The organism is Antrihabitans auranticaus (assembly GCF_016481275.1).
Taxonomy (GTDB): domain Bacteria; phylum Actinomycetota; class Actinomycetes; order Mycobacteriales; family Mycobacteriaceae; genus Antrihabitans.
On the sequence record NZ_JAEMNW010000004.1, the window covers coordinates 226,739 to 245,333 of the forward strand.

16 protein-coding genes and 2 tRNA genes are annotated in these 18,595 nt (G+C 64.5%); 11 read left to right on the forward strand and 7 right to left on the reverse strand.

Annotated features, from left to right (window positions below):
- Positions 1-20 precede the first annotated feature (20 nt).
- Positions 21-94 (reverse strand) — tRNA-Gly (locus tag JGU72_RS19075).
- A gap of 170 nt (positions 95-264) precedes the next feature.
- Between JGU72_RS19075 and JGU72_RS19080 the strand changes: the two genes are divergently transcribed.
- From JGU72_RS19080 to JGU72_RS19105, 6 genes are all read left to right on the forward strand, one after another.
- Positions 265-341: transfer RNA gene (locus JGU72_RS19080), tRNA-Pro, on the forward strand.
- A 90-nt stretch (positions 342-431) separates the two neighbouring features.
- A complete protein-coding gene (gene tig, locus JGU72_RS19085; protein ID WP_199685588.1) occupies positions 432-1,868 on the forward strand; it encodes a trigger factor in 1,437 nt (478 codons plus the stop codon).
- A 146-nt stretch (positions 1,869-2,014) separates the two neighbouring features.
- Positions 2,015-2,647, forward strand: a complete 633-nt coding sequence (locus tag JGU72_RS19090; protein WP_374101139.1) for an ATP-dependent Clp protease proteolytic subunit — start codon at positions 2,015-2,017, stop codon at positions 2,645-2,647.
- A gap of 44 nt (positions 2,648-2,691) precedes the next feature.
- The gene (locus JGU72_RS19095; protein WP_199685589.1) at positions 2,692-3,360 is read left to right on the forward strand and encodes an ATP-dependent Clp protease proteolytic subunit; all 669 of its coding nucleotides are present in this window, start codon (positions 2,692-2,694) and stop codon (positions 3,358-3,360) included.
- A gap of 331 nt (positions 3,361-3,691) precedes the next feature.
- A complete protein-coding gene (gene clpX / locus JGU72_RS19100) occupies positions 3,692-4,972 on the forward strand; it encodes an ATP-dependent Clp protease ATP-binding subunit ClpX (protein ID WP_199685590.1) in 1,281 nt (426 codons plus the stop codon).
- A gap of 98 nt (positions 4,973-5,070) precedes the next feature.
- Positions 5,071-6,723 carry a GMC family oxidoreductase gene (locus JGU72_RS19105; RefSeq protein ID WP_307828514.1) on the forward strand — a complete coding sequence of 551 codons (1,653 nt, stop codon included), beginning with the start codon at positions 5,071-5,073 and terminating at the stop codon, positions 6,721-6,723.
- Positions 6,724-6,747: 24 nt separating this feature from the next.
- Here JGU72_RS19105 and JGU72_RS19110 read toward each other — a convergent pair whose 3' ends face one another.
- The 4 genes from JGU72_RS19110 to JGU72_RS19125 all read right to left on the reverse strand — a co-directional run bounded on the left by JGU72_RS19110 (position 6,748) and on the right by JGU72_RS19125 (position 11,346).
- On the reverse strand, positions 6,748-7,119 hold the full coding sequence (locus JGU72_RS19110) for a nuclear transport factor 2 family protein (RefSeq protein ID WP_199685591.1): 372 nt from the start codon (positions 7,117-7,119) through the stop codon (positions 6,748-6,750).
- Between the two features lie 83 nt (positions 7,120-7,202).
- Positions 7,203-8,186, reverse strand: a complete 984-nt coding sequence (locus JGU72_RS19115) for an aldo/keto reductase (protein WP_199685592.1) — start codon at positions 8,184-8,186, stop codon at positions 7,203-7,205.
- A 32-nt stretch (positions 8,187-8,218) separates the two neighbouring features.
- A complete protein-coding gene (fdhD, locus tag JGU72_RS19120) occupies positions 8,219-9,040 on the reverse strand; it encodes a formate dehydrogenase accessory sulfurtransferase FdhD (protein WP_199685593.1) in 822 nt (273 codons plus the stop codon).
- Entirely contained in the window at positions 9,040-11,346 is a 2,307-nt protein-coding gene (locus tag JGU72_RS19125; protein ID WP_199685594.1) for an FdhF/YdeP family oxidoreductase, read from the reverse strand. The genes fdhD and JGU72_RS19125 overlap by 1 nt, the downstream gene beginning before the upstream one ends.
- Positions 11,347-11,459: 113 nt before the next feature.
- Between JGU72_RS19125 and JGU72_RS19130 the strand changes: the two genes are divergently transcribed.
- From JGU72_RS19130 to JGU72_RS19140, 3 genes are read left to right on the forward strand one after another with little or no spacing between them, the layout of a single operon-like run.
- Positions 11,460-12,437: an NAD-dependent epimerase/dehydratase family protein gene (locus tag JGU72_RS19130; protein WP_199685595.1), complete on the forward strand. Its 978-nt coding sequence runs from the start codon at positions 11,460-11,462 to the stop codon at positions 12,435-12,437.
- Between the two features lie 5 nt (positions 12,438-12,442).
- Entirely contained in the window at positions 12,443-13,213 is a 771-nt protein-coding gene (locus JGU72_RS19135) for a ketosteroid isomerase family protein (RefSeq protein WP_233532692.1), read from the forward strand.
- Positions 13,214-13,267: 54 nt separating this feature from the next.
- Positions 13,268-13,873 (forward strand): GNAT family N-acetyltransferase, encoded by a 606-nt coding sequence (locus JGU72_RS19140; protein ID WP_199685597.1) that lies wholly within the window; start codon positions 13,268-13,270, stop codon positions 13,871-13,873.
- On the opposite strand, the gene JGU72_RS19145 is transcribed toward JGU72_RS19140, so the two are convergent.
- Both JGU72_RS19145 and JGU72_RS19150 read right to left on the reverse strand, forming a co-directional pair.
- On the reverse strand, positions 13,821-15,401 hold the full coding sequence (locus tag JGU72_RS19145) for a glycerol-3-phosphate dehydrogenase/oxidase (protein WP_199685598.1): 1,581 nt from the start codon (positions 15,399-15,401) through the stop codon (positions 13,821-13,823). The genes JGU72_RS19140 and JGU72_RS19145 overlap by 53 nt on opposite strands.
- Positions 15,398-16,027, reverse strand: a complete 630-nt coding sequence (locus JGU72_RS19150) for a TetR/AcrR family transcriptional regulator (RefSeq protein ID WP_199685599.1) — start codon at positions 16,025-16,027, stop codon at positions 15,398-15,400. The genes JGU72_RS19145 and JGU72_RS19150 overlap by 4 nt, the downstream gene beginning before the upstream one ends.
- Before the next feature lie 86 nt (positions 16,028-16,113).
- Between JGU72_RS19150 and JGU72_RS19155 the strand changes: the two genes are divergently transcribed.
- Both JGU72_RS19155 and JGU72_RS19160 read left to right on the forward strand, forming a co-directional pair.
- Positions 16,114-17,694: an FAD-binding oxidoreductase gene (locus JGU72_RS19155; RefSeq protein ID WP_199686085.1), complete on the forward strand. Its 1,581-nt coding sequence runs from the start codon at positions 16,114-16,116 to the stop codon at positions 17,692-17,694.
- Positions 17,691-18,572 carry a diacylglycerol kinase gene (locus JGU72_RS19160; RefSeq protein ID WP_199685600.1) on the forward strand — a complete coding sequence of 294 codons (882 nt, stop codon included), beginning with the start codon at positions 17,691-17,693 and terminating at the stop codon, positions 18,570-18,572. The genes JGU72_RS19155 and JGU72_RS19160 overlap by 4 nt, the downstream gene beginning before the upstream one ends.
- The last annotated feature ends 23 nt before the right edge of the window (positions 18,573-18,595 follow it).

Sequence of the window (18,595 nt, forward strand, 5' to 3'; positions counted from 1 at the left end):
GGATCGATGCTGCTACGAGCTGGAGCCGATGACGGGAATCGAACCCGCGTAATCAGTTTGGAAGACTGAGGCTCTACCATTGAGCTACATCGGCATGCAAACGACACCAGTCGGGATCGCCGCGGATGTCGTGTGCGATGAGACTGTACCGAACCTCGCTTTGGTATCGGTAATCGGGGCACCGTAGGATTGCGTGCTGGCTCCCGCCACAGTGTCCTGTTCGCTGGACGCGATGGCTCTTGGAGTCGAAGTGTGTGAGTGGAACGGGGTGTAGCGCAGCTTGGTAGCGCATCCGCTTTGGGAGCGGAGGGTCGCAGGTTCAAATCCTGTCACCCCGACCAGCAGGAACACGAGCTTTCCCAAGCCGTGCAGATCGACTCGCCACCCAGGCGAGTGCAGAGAACGTGACAAATCTACAAAGGAGTAACTCCGTGAAGAGCACCGTCGAGCAATTGAGCCCGACGCGAGTCCGGATCAACGTTGAGGTGCCCTTCGAGGAACTCAAGCCTGATTTCGATCGCGCGTACAAGACGCTCGCGCAGCAGGTCCGTATCCCCGGATTCCGCCCAGGCAAGGCACCCGCCAAGTTGCTCGAAGCCCGTGTCGGTCGCGGCGCGATCCTGGAGCAGGTCGTCAACGACGCCCTGCCCGGAAAGTACAGCGAGGCCGTGCAGACGTCGGCAGTCAAGGTCATCGGTCAGCCCGATATCGAGATCACCAAGATCGAAGACGGCCAGGAACTGTCGTTCACCGCAGAGGTCGACATTCGTCCCGAGATCGCGTTGCCGGACTACTCGACGATCAGCGTCACCGTCGATCCGATCGCGGTCACCGATGACGACATCGAAGAGCAGCTGAAGTCGCTTCAGGCGCGATTCGGCACCCTCACCGGTGCCGACCGCCCGGTTGCGGACGGCGATTTCGTGTCGATTGACCTGTCGGCCACGGTCGACGGCGAAACCGTCGAGGAAGCCAGCGCGACCGGGTTGTCGCACGAGGTCGGTTCGGGTCAGCTGATCGAGGGTCTCGACGAGGCGCTCATCGGACTGTCGTCGGGCGAGACCAAGGAATTCACGTCGACCCTCGTTGCCGGTGACCATGCCGGTAAGGAAGCACTCGTCACGGTGACGGTCGGTTCGGTCAAGGAGCGCGAGCTGCCCGCGGCCGACGACGAGTTCGCTCAGCTCGCGAGCGAGTTCGACACGCTGGACGACCTGAAGGCCGACCTCCGTGAGCGCGTTGGACGCGTTCGCAAGGTCGAGCAGGCCGGCTCGATCCGCGACAAGGTGCTCGAGACTCTGCTCGAGACCGTCGAGATTCCGGTGCCCGAGAGTGTCGTCAAGTCCGAGGTCGACGCGCAGATCCACGACGCGCTGCACGGTCTCGATCACGACGACGAGCAGCTCAACACACTGCTCGAGGCGCAGGGCAGCAGCCGCGAAGAGTTCGAGGCGGACGCGCAGAAGTCGGCCGAGCGGTCGGTGAAGATCCAGCTGCTGCTCGACGCGATCGCGGAAGCCGAAGGCACCGAGGTCGGCCAGGAAGAGCTGACCGAGCGCATCATCTTCCAGGCGCAGCGCTACGGCATCTCGCCCGAGCAGTTCATCCAGCAGATCCAGCAGGCCAACCAGCTCGGCGCCATCTTTGCCGATGTCCGTCGTGGCAAGGCGCTGGCCGGCGTTGTCGACCGGGTGAGCGTCAGCGACACCGAAGGCAACTCGATCGACACCGCCGCACTGTTCGGCAGCGAGGCCGGCGAGACGGTCACCGACGCGGACGAGTTCGAAGAAGATGATTTCGAAGACGACTCGGACGACGACGAAGTGATCGCAGCCGACGAAGAAGCTGTGTCGGCCGAAGAGAAGTAGCGGATACGTAATTTCCGCTTTGAGCGAAGTAAGGCGGCGCCGGGACTCCGGCGCCGCCTTACTTCGTTAGTGTTTGTGTCAGCGAAGTCAATGCAATCGAGAAGGCAGGTACCGTGACACCGCATAACGAGTCGACGCAGGGTCTGATCGCGACGAGTACCGACGCGACGCGCAACATTGCGCCTGTCATGAGGGCAGCGTCGTCGGGCATGAATCTCACCGACTCGGTCTTCGAGCGTCTGCTGCACGAGCGCATCATCTTCCTCGGCACTCAGGTCGACGACGATATTGCCAACAAGCTCTGCGCCCAGATCCTCCTGCTTTCGGCCGAGGACCCGACAAGGGACATCTCGCTCTACATCAACTCACCGGGTGGTTCGGTGAGCGCCGGCATGGCGATCTTCGACACGATGCAGTTCGCTGAGTGCGACATCGCGACGTACGGCATGGGCATGGCCGCATCGATGGGCCAGTTCCTGCTGACCGCCGGCGCCAAGGGCAAGCGCTACGCGCTCCCGCACGCGCGAATCATGATGCACCAGCCTTCGGGCGGGTTCGGTGGCACCGCGGCCGACATCGCGATCACTGCTCAGCTGCTGAAGCGCACGAAGCGTGAACTGAACGAGCTGAACGCGGAACACACCGGGAAGTCGGTCGAGCAGATCGAGGCCGACGCGGACCGCGATCGCTGGTTCACCGCGCAGGAAGCGCTCGAATACGGTTTCGTCGACCACGTCATTTCTCGCGCAACGCAGGCCGGCGGTACGGGGACGTCGTAACGAGTCGTCGCTGCAGTCCACCACCCCACACTCTTGGAGAGAAGATGGCTAACTTGTTCGACCCCCGTTCCATTTCCGGTGGCGCACCCGCCGGCATGCCGCAGTCGCGCTACATCCTGCCCAGCTTCACCGAGCAGACCAGCTACGGCGTCAAGACGATGGACCCGTACGTCAAGCTGTTCGAGGAGCGCATCATCTTCCTCGGTTCGCAGGTCGACGACGTGTCCGCCAACGACCTGATGGCGCAGCTGCTGGTGCTCGAGTCGCAGGACCCGGACCGTGACATCACGATGTACATCAACTCGCCCGGTGGTTCTTTCACTGCGCTGATGGCGATCTACGACACGATGCAGTACGTCCGTGCCGATGTCGCGACGGTCTGCCTGGGCCAGGCCGCGTCGGCCGCCGCCGTCCTGCTCGCCGCCGGTACGCCGGGCAAGCGTGCGTGCCTCCCCAACGCCCGCGTGCTGATTCACCAGCCTTCGGTCGAGGGTGGCATCCAGGGCCAGGTTTCCGACCTGGAAATTCAGGCCGCTGAGATCGAACGCATGCGTCGCCTGATGGAGACCACGCTGGCTCGCCACACGAACAAGGATGCGGACACCATTCGCAAGGACACCGACCGCGACAAGATCCTCACGGCCGAAGATGCCAAGGAGTACGGGATCGTGGACCAGGTGTTCGACTACCGCAAGCTCAGCGCTCAGCGTTAGGCGGACCGGCCGGATCGCGACACGCCGGGGTACGCGAGGTTGCAGGCAATCTGCCTGAATCCGCGCCACTCTGAGTCACCGATCCGGCCGCCGACGGCCGGGCTCGCAGTGATTGCGCAGTTGCGCCCAGGTATTTTGCCGAAAGAGAGTGGGGTGAGCGACAAATGCAGGCTTCTGATCGCGAATCACCGCTAAGGAGTCGACCTCGCTCGCGATCTGCGGGTACGGTCTCATCATGGGCCATGGTTTCTGATTGTCGGCTGTGTTCGCTTGGTCGTCCACAATCAGAGCTAGACGGTCGCACGCGGACAAGGAAGTAGGAACCCACGAGATGGCGCGCATCGGTGACGGCGGCGACCTGCTGAAATGCTCTTTCTGCGGGAAGAGCCAAAAGCAGGTCAAGAAGCTCATTGCAGGTCCGGGCGTGTACATCTGCGATGAGTGCATCGACCTGTGCAACGAGATCATCGAGGAAGAGCTGGCCGAGTCCAGCGAGGTGAAGCTCGACGAACTCCCGAAGCCGATGGAGATCCGGGACTTCCTGGAGAATTACGTCATCGGTCAGGACACGGCGAAGCGCACTTTGGCGGTGGCTGTCTACAACCATTACAAGCGCATTCAGGCCGGTGACAAGCAGCGGGACGCGCGCGGCGAGCAGGTCGAGTTGGCGAAGTCCAACATCTTGATGCTCGGCCCGACCGGTTGTGGAAAGACCTATCTCGCGCAGACCCTGGCGAAGATGCTGAACGTTCCGTTTGCGATCGCGGACGCGACTGCTCTTACCGAAGCCGGCTATGTCGGTGAGGACGTCGAGAACATTCTGCTGAAGCTGATTCAGGCTGCCGACTACGACGTGAAGCGTGCCGAGACCGGCATCATCTACATCGACGAGGTCGACAAGATCGCCCGCAAGAGCGAGAACCCGTCGATCACCCGCGACGTCTCCGGCGAGGGTGTCCAGCAGGCACTGCTGAAAATCCTCGAAGGAACGCAAGCGAGCGTGCCGCCGCAGGGTGGTCGCAAGCACCCGCATCAAGAGTTCATCCAGATCGATACGACCAACGTGCTCTTCATCGTGGCCGGTGCTTTCGCGGGACTCGAGCGGATCGTCTCCGATCGAATCGGCAAGCGCGGTATCGGCTTCGGTGCCGAGGTGCACTCCAAGGCCGACATCGATACGACCGATCACTTCGCCGAGGTCATGCCCGAGGACCTCATCAAGTTCGGGCTCATCCCTGAGTTCATCGGCCGACTTCCGGTCGTTGCCTCGGTGACGAACCTGGACAAGGAATCGCTCGTCAAGATTCTCTCCGAGCCGAAGAACGCGCTCGTCAAGCAGTACACGCGCCTGTTCGAGATGGACGGCGTCGAGCTCGAGTTCACGGTGGACGCGCTCGATGCAATCGCCGAGCAGGCGATTCACCGCGGCACCGGTGCCCGAGGCCTGCGCGCCATCATGGAAGAAGTTCTGCTTCCGGTCATGTACGACATTCCGAGTCGTGACGATGTCGCCAAGGTCGTCGTCACGGAAGAGACCGTCGTCGACAATGTGCTTCCGACGATCGTTCCGCGCAAGCGCGAGCGGCCCGAGAGGCGCGACAAGAGCGCATAGCTCGCCCCAGCTCACTACGAAGACCCACGCGAAATCGCGTGGGTCTTTCTAGTTGGGGTTCGCGCGGGCGGGGGTAGAACACGTTACGCTTTTCCGAGGTGCCTGCCGCAGTCTCGAACGGAGAAACGCAGATGGCCGAGGCTGATTACATCGTGGTTGGAGCCGGTAGCGCCGGCTGTGCGGTGGCCCGCCGCCTTGCCGAAAGTGGCGCAGCTGTCGTGCTGATAGAAGCTGGTGGCCCAGACGACAAAGGCCTCGCAAAGATGCTTTTCCAGATTCCGGGCGCGGTGAACGTCATGCACTCGACGCCGCAGTTGAAGAAGCTGTTCGACTGGGGATACAAGTCGACGCCGCAACACAATGCGCTGAATCGCTCGATCCCGATGACCCGCGGCCGTGTCCTGGGTGGTTCGAGTTCGGTCAACGGGATGCTCTTCGTTCGCGGCAACAAGAAGAACTTCGACGATTGGGCCGACGAAGGTTGCACAGGCTGGGACTACGACGGGGTCCTTCCGTATTTCAAGCGGCTGGAGGATTGGGAGGGTGGCGCCAGCGAGTTGCGCGGCGCCGGTGGCCCGATCAAGGTCACCCGCAAGCACGACCTCACCGATGCGGCGCGCGCATTCATGGGTGCAGCGACAGAGCGCCTCGGGGTGCCGGAGATCGACGATTACAACGGTGACAGTCAGGAAGGCGTGTCGGTCTTTCAGCAGAGCGCCGCGAAAGGCTTGCGCTACTCCACGGCGCAGGGGTACATCCACGAGGCTCCGCTACAAAACCTTCGGGTGCTCACCGCGGCGACCGTCACCAGAATCGTCATCGATGGCTCGCGTGCGACAGGCGTCGAAATCTTGGTTGAAGGCGGCACGCAGATTGTGCGGGCTTCCCGCGAGGTGATCCTTTCGGCGGGGGCTTTCGGGTCGCCGCAGATCCTCCAACTGTCCGGAATCGGTCCCGCTGAACACCTTGCGCAGCACGGAATCGCGGTGCACGCGAACCTACCCGTCGGCGACAATCTGCACGACCACCTCTTCGTCCCGGTCTCGTTCAAGATGAACTCGGCGATCCGCAGACCTACTCCGTCGTACTTCATGCGCGGACTACTCGCCGAAAGGCGCCGGCCGGGCAGCTCCTGGGCGGCTGGATCGTCATTCGAATCCGTGGCGTTCGTCCGAACATCGTTCGCCCGGGAAATCCCCGACCTGCAGTTGCTCAGCCTCTACTGGGTCTATCCGGCGCCGAACCAAGACTCCGACAAACGGGTACTGCCGCCGACCAAGAAGCCAGGTCAGAGCGTCTTCCCGACGCTGATCTACCCCGAGAGTCGCGGCACGGTGAGGCTCGCGTCGACGGATCCGACCGCCGCACCGCTCATCGACCCCGGGTACCTGACCGCGTCGAAGGACGCGGAAGTGCTGCTCGAAGGCATCAAGATGGTTCGCGAGATCATGGCCGGCACCGGTGACAACTCCGGCGAGATCAACCCGGGGCCCGAATTCGCCGACGAGGTGTCGGTACGCGCAGAGTTGCCGAACCGGATTCACACCGTCTATCACCCGGTCGGCTCGGTGCGGATGGGTGTCGACGATCGGGCAGTCGTCGATCCCGAGTTGCGGGTGCTGGGCATCGACGGTCTGCGCGTCGCCGATGCATCGATCATGCCGAGCATCATCGGCGGCAACACCAATGCGCCGTCGATCATGATCGGCGAGAAGTGCGCGGACCTCATTCTTCGGACGACCGCTTTGTGAACAGCGGTTCGAACCTGGCTGCGGTCAGCTCATATGCATGTCGTCCTGGCCCCAGAAGGCCTTCATGCTGCTGATTTTTCCGTCGTCGTCGAACTCCATGACGTCGATGGGGGACAGCTCCAGGGTCTGCTCGCCGACCTTGGTGCGCAGTGTGAACAGGAATGCCGCGCGGCTTCCCGCGATTCGAGCGGTAGTCAGTTCGGTGGTCTTCTCCAGCGGTTCGAGGATCTTGTAGAACTCGCGAATGGCCTCGGTTCCTATGCGCTGCTCGGTGCCGACCGGATCCTCGACCGAGGCGTCGGCTCGATATAGCGCGACGATCTCCTCGGTTGCGCCCGCGCCCACCAGCTTCACGTACTTCTCGACCACATCACGCATCTGTTCAGCCGACGCCATGCCGTACTCCTCTACTAGAACACGTTCTAATTCAGAACACGGTGCAAATCTAGCAGCGGGATCGAGCGTGGGGAAGAAGCCCGTCACTCCCGACCCGACGACACCCAATTCGGATCCGCAGATCGTGCGCCGGTGACGACGTCGGCGACGCCATCCAGCACTTCGATGTGGGTGGCGTCGAGGTCGACGGACAGGGCGGCAACGTTCTCGTCGATTCGCTCGGACCGTCGGGTGCCCGGGATCGGAACGACCGCGAGTCCCTGCGCCGCCCCTTTGGCGAGCAGCCATGCCAGGCAGACCTGCGCGGGAGTGGCGTCGACCTCGGCGGCCACTCGCTCGACCGTCTCCACCGCTACGACGTTGGCGTTGAGTCGGCCGTCGGCGAAGCGGGGAAAGTTGCGGCGAAGATCGTTGTCGCCGATCGATTCCGCGGTGACGGTGCCGGTGAGAAAGCCGCGCCCCAGCGGCGCGTACGGCACGAATCCGACGCCGAGCTCGGCTGCCGCGGGCACAACCTTCCGCTCGACATCCCGGCTCCAGATGCTCCACTCGGACTGGACCGCAGCGATCGGATGAACCGCGCTCGCGCGGCGAAGTTCGTCGGCCGTGACCTCGGACAGTCCGAGGTGTCGGACCTTGCCTGCCGCGACTAATTCCGCCATCGCGCCGACCGTTTCCTCGATCGGCGTGTTCGGGTCGAGGCGATGCATGTAGTAGAGATCGACCACGTCTGTGCCGAGTCGGGCAAGGCTTTCGTCGATGCACTGCATGACGTACGCACGGTCGCCGCGGATTGCGCGGTCGCCTGCCGCCGGGTTGCCAGCGATACCGAATTTCGTTGCGACAGTGACTTCTTCGCGGCGATCGGCGAGCAGTTTGCCGACCAGTTCTTCGTTCGTTCCGCCACCGTAGACGTTGGCGGTGTCGATAAACGTCACCCCCGAATCGACCGAGTGATGGAGCGTCGCCAGTGCGTCCACGGGATCGACGGCGCCGTAGACGGGTGTGAGGGCCATCCCGCCAAAACCGAGCGGGCTCGTTGTCAGGTTGTCACCGAGTTGCGTCATACCTCGACCCTACGGACGCCGGCCGGCAACGGTCAGGCGGTTTTTATCCGGCGGTCGTGCGCGTACACGTTCATGGTCTCGCCGCGGAGAAATCCGACCAGTGTGAGTCCGGCATCTACGGCGAGGTCGACGGCAAGCGACGACGGCGCCGAAACAGCGCCCAACGCAGGAATCCCGGCCATCACGGCTTTTTGCGCGAGCTCGAAGGATGCCCTGCCGCTGACGATCAGCACGGTGTCCGACGCGGGGATCCGATTCTCCGACAGCGCCCAGCCGATAACCTTGTCGACCGCGTTGTGCCGGCCGACATCCTCGCGGAGCGCGAGTAGTGCGCCGTCGGCAGTGAACAGCCCGGCGGCATGCAGCCCGCCTGTCGCGTCGAAGATCCGCTGGCTGCGTCGCAGCGTGTCCGGCATGGTGGAGAGGGTGCCTGCATCGATCGACAGTTCCGCGGCGCCGATGTCGTATCGCGATCGGGTCCGGACGTCGTCGAGCGACAGCTTGCCGCAGACGCCACATGCGCTCGTGGTGAGGAAGTTCCGCTGCGCGAGGTGCACGGCCAGCGGGGACGTCAGCGTGACGTCGAGGACGTTGTAGGTATTGAGCCCGTCTTCGCCAGTGCCGTTGCAATAGCGCACGACCGCGACATCGTCGCGATGCCCGATGATGCCCTCGCTCAACAGAAAGCCGTGCACGAGGTCGACGTCGTGGCCGGGTGTACGCATGGTGACGGTGACCGACTCGCCGCCGATCCGGATCTCCATCGGTTCTTCGACAGCGAGCGTGTCCGGGCGCTCGATCGTGCCCGCCGCCGAGATTCGGCGGACAGGTCGTCGAGCGGTCACCCTGCCCATCAGCTCGTGCGCTCCAACCGCACGACGATCGCCTTCGACACCGGCGTATTCGACTTCTCCGCAACATGATCGAGCGGAATCAGCGGGTTTGTTTCGGGGTAGTACGCCGCTGCGTTGCCGCGCGGGGTGCTGTACCCGACGATCCGGAAGCCTTCGACCCGGCGCTCCTGAATATTGCCTGCGGGATCGGACCACTCGGACACAACGTTCACGTGATCACCCTCGGTGAATCCGAGCGCGGTGATGTCGTCGGGATTGACGAAGATGACCTTCCGCCCGCCTTTGACGCCTCGGTAGCGGTCGTCGAGTCCGTAGATCGTTGTGTTGTACTGGTCGTGGCTCCGCATCGTCTGCAGAATCAGCCGCCCGACCGGTGTTGGGACCCAACGCAATTCGTTGACCGCGAAGTTCGCCTTCCCGGTCGTCGTGTGAAATTCCCGCGTGTCGCGGGGCGGGTGGGGGAGCAGGAAGCCGTTGCGATCGCGAACACGGGCGTTGTAGTCCTCGCAACCGGGGACGACGCGCGCGATCGCGTCGCGGATGCGGTCGTAGTCGTTCTCGAACTCGGCCCACGGCACCTGATGCGCCGGTCCGAACAGTTCGGCGCCGAGTTGGCACACGATGGCGACCTCGCTGCGCAACTGTTTGCTTACCGGCTTCAGTCGACCGGTCGACAGGTGCACCATCGACATCGAATCCTCGACGGAGACATGCTGTTTGACACCGTTGTGCTCGTCGAGATCGGTGCGGCCGAGGGTCGGCAGAATGAGTGCGGTGCGACCGGGAACGACGTGGCTCCGGTTCAGTTTCGTCGAAACCTGTACCGTCAGATCGCATTGCCTCAGCGCTGCCTCGGTGACTTCCGTATCCGGTGTTGCCGCAACGAAATTCCCGCCCATGGCGAAGAAGAACTTCGCCCTGCCGTCGCGCATCGCCCTGATCGAATCGACGGTGTCGAAGCCGTGCTCGCGTGGTGTCGTGATCGCGAACTCGGTGTCCAATGCTGCGTGGAATTCTTCCGGCATCTTTTCGAAGATGCCCATCGTGCGATCGCCCTGCACGTTCGAGTGACCCCGCACCGGGCAGACCCCGGCGCCCGGTTTGCCGATCATTCCGCGCAGGAGTAGGAGGTTCGTCGCTTCTTCGATGGTTGCCACCGCGTGCCGCTGCTGCGTCAAGCCCATTGCCCAGCATGTGATCGTGCGCTCGGATGCGGCCAGCGCAGCGGCTGTTTCGGAGAGCTGAGCGCGGGTCAGCCCGCTCGCTTCGACGACGGTATCGAGGTCGACCGTGCGAAGGTGCGCCTCGTACTCGGCGAAGCCCGCGCAGTGGTTCTCGATGAAGGCTCGGTCGACGACCGTTCCAGGCGCGGCGTCATCGGCCTCGAGCAGCAACCGCCCGAGGCCCTGGAAGAGTGCCATGTCTCCGCCGATGCGGATCTGGAGGAACTCGTCGGCGATCTCGGTGCCGCCGCGCAGCAACCCGGACGCGCGCTGTGGGTCCTTGAAGCCCATCAACCCTGCCTCGGGCAGTGGGTTGATTGCGATGATCTTGGCGCCGTTTCGCTTTGCCGTCTCCAGCACCGAGAGCATCCGTGGATGGTTGGTCCCGGGATTCTGTCCCGCGATGATGATCAGGTCGGCCTGGGCGACATCGTCTATCGACACCGATCCCTTGCCGATTCCGATCGCCGACGTGAGCGCCGTGCCCGAGGACTCGTGGCACATGTTCGAGCAGTCGGGAAGGTTGTTCGTGCCGTAGCTGCGCACCAGCAGTTGGTATAGGAATGCCGCCTCGTTGCTGGTGCGGCCCGATGTGTAGAACACCGCCTCGTTGGGGCTGGCCAGCCCACGCAGGTTGTCGGCAATCAGGCGGTAGGCGTCTTCCCACTCGATGGGGGTGTAGTGGGTGGCTCCGGGCAGCAACGCCATCGGGTGGGTCAACCTGCCCTGCTGGCCGAGCCAGTAGCCGGTCTTCGTGGCCAGGTCATCGACCGAGTGGCGCGCGAAGAATGCTGGATCGACTGTCCGCAGCGTCGCCTCCTCGGCGACCGCCTTCGCGCCGTTCTCGCAGAATTCCGCTGGTCGGCGATGTCCGGTCGGCTCGGGCCAGGCGCAACCGGGGCAGTCGAAACCGTGGTTCTGGTTCACGCGCGTCAGGGCGCGCGTCGTGCGGACGACGCCCATCTGCTCGACGGACCGGCGCAACGACACTGCAACTGCAGTCAGCCCCGCGGCTTTCGACTTTGCATCGGTCACCGATACCGCCGATTCGTCGATGTCGCTCTCGGGGCCGGTGCGCGTCATATGTTCCATACTGCCGCGCTGATCATCGGGCGTCCAAATATCGACAGATACTAGAACGTGTTCTAATTCTCGTTTATGATCGCCGCAACGGTCGAGCAATGGAGGTTGGGCACATGACGGTTGCGGTGACAGGAGCCAGTGGCTTCGTCGGAGTCAATCTGGTTCGCAAATTGGTCGCGGAGGGGCACGCCGTGCGTGCCCTCGATGTGACTGCGTCGCCGCACCTTCCACCGGGTGTCGAGTTCGTGCGGACCGACGTTCTCGACCCACGATCCATCGCGGCAGGGCTAGCGGGTGCAGACACCGTCTACCACCTGGTCGCAAAGATCACGCTCTCCGAGCGCGACGAGTTGGCCTGGCGATTGAACACCGAAGGGGCGCGAAACGCCGCGGAAGCTGCGCTGGCGGCGGGCGTCCGTCGCTACGTTCACTGCAGTTCGATCCACGCGTTCGACCAGTACCGCTCGAAACTGATCGACGAATCGAGCGTGCGGTCGGAGAATCCAGCGATGCCCGTGTACGACCGGTCGAAATGGGCGGGCGAGCAGGAGGTGCAGGCTGTCGTACGCGCCGGCCTCGACGCCGTGATCTGTAACCCGACCGGTGTCCTCGGGCCGATCGACCACGGACCGTCGCGGGTGAACGGAATGCTCCTCGACGCCGCAAAGGGTCGAGTCCCCGCAGTCCTGCAGGGTGGCTTCGATTTCGTCGACGTCCGTGACGTGGCGGAAGGTCTGGTCGCCGCCGCGGAGAAGGGCAACACCGGTGAGAACTATCTGCTCGCCGGCGAGTTCATCCCCGTCCTCGACATGTTCCGGATGGCCGCCGCGGCCGCAGGCCGGCGCGGGCCGCGCATCGCGTTCCCGCTCGGGATGATCAAACCGGTGCTGCCGATCGCCGAGCGAATCGGCAATCGGTTCGGCTCCGACCTGGTGAGTGCCGCAGCGATCGGCGCCTTGGAGACCAGCCCCCGTATCGACAGGACAAAGGCCGCGCGGGAGCTCGGCTATCAGCCGCGCCCGATGCAGGAGACCATCTCGGACCTCGTCGCGTTCTTCGTGACATCGGGGATGCTGAGCCGCGCACGATGACGGTCGTGCCGCACGCAGATGTCCTCGCGTTCGTCGAACGGTCGCCGGAAGCTGTTGCACGGCATGACAAACAGGCCTGGCTGGCGCTCTTCGCGCGGCGGCACATCGTCGAGGACCCGGTCGGCGGTGAACCGGTCGTCGGCGGCATCTACGACGCGCGCAGCGGTGGTCGCGGCACCGGTGCGCTGGCGCGATTCTGGGAGACCTTCATCGCGACCCGGACAATTCGTTTCCGATTCGACGGTCCGGACATCGTGCGTGGGCTCGACGTGGTCCGCAACGTGACGATCGAGATTCGAGATGACGAAGGCGTCGAACTGCACACGCCCGCATACCTCCTTTATCAGCTGACGGTCGAGGGCGACGAGCTGAAGATCGCCCGCCTTGCGGCGCACTGGGAAGTCGGACCGGTCCTGGGGCAGTCGCTGGGGGTCGATCGAGCGCGGCTCCGATCGATGGCGCAGACTTCCAGGCGTCTGCTTGCTCAGCAACACCTGGGCGGAGCCGTTGCCTTCGGCGGTGCGATACGCAGTGTCGGCGATGCGGGTAAAGCTGCTGTTGCCGAGCTTGTTTCAGCTGCCGAAGCGGGGGACGGCCGAGCTTTGACGCTTCTCGGCGGGGTTTCGGTCACCGGCTTGGAAAAGGTGATTGCAGCGGGCGACGTGGTCTGCGCATCGTGCACGGCGGCCGGCGAACCGGCCGTGCTGATGTGCTACTTCGACCGCAAGCGGATGACGGTCGTGGACGTGGACGTCTATCGTCCCGTGCGCGGTTAGCGAGTCTCTGGACTCTCCAACCGCGCACACGCGCGTAGCGCCTATCGTGTTGGCATGGGGAGCGTGCGAGCAATCACGAAGTCCGATATCGGCGGCCTGAGCAAGGTCCTGGGCAGGGCGTTCTACGACGATCCGGTAATGAACTGGATGCTGCCCGGCGACGCCGCGCGGGCGAAAGGCCTGCCTCGGCTCTTCGGTGCCATCACGAGATATCAATACTTCGCCACGGGCGGATGTGAGATCGCGCTCGCCGACGATGGATCGATCGGCGGGGCAGCACTCTGGGCGCCGCCGGACACCTGGAAGGGATCGCAGCTCTCCGAGCTCCGGATGATGCCCGCGATGATTCTGGCGTTCGGCCGCCGCGTTCAGGTCGGCCAAGAAGTTGCCGAGACGATGAAAAAGAACCATCCGCAGGAACCGCACTGGTACCTGTCGACGATCGGCACGGACCCCGCCGTGCGCGGCGGCGGGCACGGCTTCGCGTTGATGAAGTCGCGTCTGGACCGGGTCGACGCCGAGCACGCGCCCGCCTATCTCGAATCGAGCAAGCCCGAAAACGTCCCGTACTACGAGAGATTCGGTTTCGAGACGACGGGCGAGATCGTCATTCCGGACGGTGGGCCGACTCTGTTTGCAATGTGGCGGAATCCCCGCTGAGCGCGGTGTAGGCGGCGGGCAGTGCAGCGATGCGGTCCGCCTCGACGAGTCCGATGCGGGTTCGCCGATCCAGAAGGTCGTCGACGTCCATTGCCCCTTCGTGACTGACTGCGAACGCGAATTCGGCTGCGCAGACATCGATGCCGTCGGCGACAGGTTCCAGCAATGCTGGATTGTCCTGTGCTGCAGCGAGCACGGTGACGGCGTCCGTACCGTACCGCTCGACCAGTCGTGACGGCGCGGCGATCGCGTCCCGCTTCGCGCCAGATGCTGCACCTATCAAGGGAAGTCGCTTCGTTCGGCACGGGCCGGCGGTCAGGCCGCGCTGCGCGACAGCTGCGTCGACCGCGTCCTCTGCCATCTTGCGGTAGGTCGTCAGTTTGCCGCCGACGATCGTGATGATGCCCGACTCGGACGTGGTGACGGCGTGGTTGCGCGAGAGGTCCGCAGTGGTGCCGTCACCGGAATCCAGCAGTGGCCGCAGTCCGGCATATGTGCCGACGATGTCCTTGCGCGTCAACGGTTCCCGCAGAACTGTGTTGATGGTCGTCAGCAGGAAATCGATCTCGCCATCGGACGCGGTCGGGACGTCGGGGATCGGGCCGGGCGCGCTTTCGTCGGTGAGCCCGAGATACACGCGGCCGTGTGCGGCGGGGAACGCGAACACGAAGCGGCCGGTCTCGCCGGGCACAGGAACTGTCAGCGACGCTGTCATGCCGCCGAACGACTCCGCCGAGAACACCAAATGTGTTCCGCGACTGGGGCGTAATGTGATCGACTTGTCCACGTCGCCCGCCCAGACGCCGGTTGCGTTCACAACTGCCTTGGCACGGACAAGCGTTTCGGATCCGGTCAACGTATCGCGCAGGAGCGCTGAGCTGCCGGTAACGTCCGTCGCCTCGACCTTCGTCAGGATCATCGCGCCGTGTGCCGCGGCGGTGCGGCCGAGCGCGACGACGAGTCTGGCGTCGTCAACCAACTGACCGTCCCAGGCGACGAACCCGCCCCGCAGGCCCTCGCGCCGGACGGTCGGAGCCAGCCGTAGCGCCTCGGCGCGGGCCACCCTTCGCGAGCGGGGCAAGGTTGCAGGGGAGGTGCCTGCACCGCGCCTGAGCATGTCTCCGGCGACGAATCCGGCACGCACCAGGAACCGGTTGAGCCGTCCGATCGACGGCAGAATCGGCACGAGCTGGGGGAGCGGACGCACGAGGTGGGGTGCGGTGTGATCGATCAAAATGCCACGCTCGACGGCACTTTCGTGTGCGATACCCACCCGGCCGCTGGCCAGGTAGCGCAGGCCGCCGTGCACGAGTTTGGAACTCCAGCGACTGGTGCCGAACGCGAGATCGTGCTTCTCGACGAGGACTGTACGAAGGCCGCGAGCGGCCGCGTCGAGCGCAATGCCGGTGCCGGTCACGCCGCCGCCGATCACAAGGAGGTCGATCTCGGCACCGGCGGCCAGTGCGTCGAGTTCGCGGGTGCGACGAGCCGCGTTCAGAGCTGAGTCGTGGGTGGGTGCGGTGGTCATCGTGTGTCTCCAATGGGACGAAGGTAGCCATCTATGGCTTTGGCAAGTTCTGTGTCGACGGCGGCACCGGCGAGGGTGTCCTCGACGATTCGTGCCGATTGGACGGTCGACTGCGCGATGAGCAAGACCATGGTCGCCAACTGGGCTGGATCGCCGTCGCGGATCGAACCGTCTGCCTGACCTGTGCGGATGGCCTCGGCGAACAAGGCGATCAAGGCGCGCTGGCTGCGGCCCAACCGGTCGACGACGTAGGTGAGAACGATGTCGGTGTCGGTGCGAAAGATCTTCTGAAACAACGAGTTGCCGCGCATCGCCGCGGCGCCCTCGACGATTTCGCGCACCATTCGTTCGCGTCCGTGCGCGTGGCCGACCGGATTCGTGGCGAGCATCGACCTGATCTCGCGATTCAGCAGTTCTCCGATGAGCGTGTTCGTGTCCGGCCAGCGGCGATAGACGGTCGGGCGGCTGACGCCGGCGCGCCGCGCAATTTCGGCGAGCGTCGTCCGTTTGACGCCGAAGTCTTCGATGCAGCTGCGCGCAGCATCGAGGACCGCCTGATCGATGGCGTCCATCGCGTCAGTGCTCGCTGTCTGATCGCTGATCGTCTCATCGTTACTAGTTGACATGATGTGTAATACTGTAATGCATGAGCGACGTAAATGCACTATCGGACCTAGCAACATCCGACGTTCCACCGACGCCCGCACCGCTGATGCAGTGGAACGCGTGGGGAGTGGCCGCCGGAAACAAGCCGCTTTCGCCGGCAGTCGGCACCTTGCTGTCGCAGGCCTTCGGAGTGCAGGTATCCGACGGTGGACGGCCGTCGGAAGATGCAGTGATCCTGCGTGATTCGACGCTGACCGCCGACCACGTCGCAGGACTCGGTGAGCTCGTCGGCGCGGCGAACGTCGCCACCGACAAGAGCGCCAGGCTGCTCCGCGCGGGTGGTAAGAGCACGTTCGACCTCCTGCGCCGGCGGTCGACCGATCCGCAGAACGCGCCGGATGCAGTTCTGTTCCCCGCCGACCACGACGAGGTCGTCGCGGTCCTGCAGTACTGCTCGGCAAACCGGATCGCGGTCGTTCCGTTCGGCGGCGGTACGAGCGTCGTCGGCGGCGTCGACCCCGAACGCGGTGGCTCCGATGCGGCGATCGCGCTGGATCTGCGTCGCCTGAACAGCCTGTCGGCGATCGATCCGATCAGCGGGACCGCCCGAATGGGCGCCGGCCTGACCGGTCCGCAGGCGGAGGAACTGCTTGGTGCGCATGGCCTTTCGATCGGGCACTTTCCGCAGAGCTTCCAGTTCGCGAGCATCGGCGGCTTTGCGGCAACGCGTTCGTCGGGCCAGGCGTCGGCAGGCTACGGCCGCTTCGACGACATGGTCGCGCATCTGAAAGTTGCTACGCCGCGAGGAACCATCGAACTCGGAAAGCCACCCGCATCGGCTGCCGGACCGGACCTTCGTGAGCTGTTCGTCGGGTCCGAAGGTGCGTTCGGCGTCATCACAGAGGTAACGCTCCGCGTGCATCCGGTCGCGGAGCGGACCGACTACCAGGCGTGGTCCTTCCCCGACTTCACAACGGGCGCAGCCGCTTTGCGTGCGGTAGTGCAGGCAGGCGTAGCGCCGACCGTCCTGCGTCTGTCCGACGAAGCCGAGTCCGGCGTCAACCTCGCGATGGCCGACAAGGCGGGCGGTGCCGCGGTGACATCCGGGTGTCTCGCGATCACCACCTTCGAGGGCACCGCGGCCCACGTTGCGTCCAGGGCCGCGGAGGCGTCGGCGATCCTCACAGAAAATGGTGGGACTGCCCTCGGCGCAGATCCCGCGCGGCAGTGGGAGCACGGTCGCTTCAACGCGCCGTACATGCGCGACGCACTGCTCGACTCCGGCGTGCTGTGCGAAACGCTGGAGACTGCGACGACATGGTCCAACCTCGGCACATTACGCGGAGCAGTTACGGCAGCGCTCTCGGAAGCCCTGACCGGTCAGGGCACGCCGCCGCTGGTCCTGTGCCACATCTCGCACACCTACCCGACAGGCGCGTCCCTCTACTTCACGGTGATCTGCGCACAGAAGGACGACCCGATCGCCCAGTGGACCGTTGCCAAGAGGGCGGCGTCGGATGCGATGGTCGGCAACGGCGGCACGATCACCCACCATCACGCGGTCGGCAGCGACCATCGCCCCTGGATGACGGCGGAGGTCGGCGACCTGGGTGTCGAAATTCTGCGTGCGGTCAAAAACGTCGTTGACCCCGCGGGCATCCTGAATCCGGGGAAACTGATCCCGTGAGCGCGATTTCTTCGGTCGCCGTCCTGACGAACCCGATGTCAGGGCACGGCAAGGCGATGGTGAGCAGCACAAAGGCACTCGGCCGGCTGCGAGAACGCGGCGTCGACGTGGTCGAGCTGCAGGGTGCGACGGCGGCAGAGTCGCTCGCCCTTGCCCGCCAAGCGGTCGCGGACGGCGTCGACGCGCTGGTCGCTGCGGGTGGCGACGGCCTGATCTCGTGTGTTCTGCAGGCAGTCGCGACGTCGAACGTCCCGCTCGGGATCATTCCAGGCGGCACGGGAAACGACCTCGCCCGCGAGTTCGGCATCCCGGTCGACGACCCGGTCGCCGCCGCCGACATCGTCATCGACGGCACGACGAAGACGATCGACCTCGGCAGGGTCGGAGACCGCTGGTTCGGCACCGTGCTCTCGAGCGGCTTCGATTCCCGGGTGACGGATCGCGCGAACCTGCTGCGCTGGCCGAAGGGCCCGATGCGTTACAACGTCGCGATGATCGCCGAGCTGGCCAAACTGGAGGCGGTGCCTTACCGAATCGAATTGGACGATCGGACGGTCGAGGTCGACGCCATACTCGTCACCGTCGGCAATACCCGTTCCTATGGCGGCGGAATGCTCGTCGTCCCGACCGCCCGCCCCGACGACGGCATGCTCGACATCACCGTGGTAGGCGCGACCAGCAGGTTTCGGTTGATTCGGCTGTTCCCGACGATCTACAAGGGCACCCATGTCGATATCGACGGCGTCGACGTCTACCGGTCCGCGCGGGTGCGGCTGAGCGCACCGGACACCACCGCCTACGCGGATGGTGAGCCGCTCGGTTCGCTGCCGATCGACATCAGCGCCGATCCCGGAGTGTTGCAGCTGCGTTGCCCGTGAGCCGGTCGAGGGCTGGACGCGCG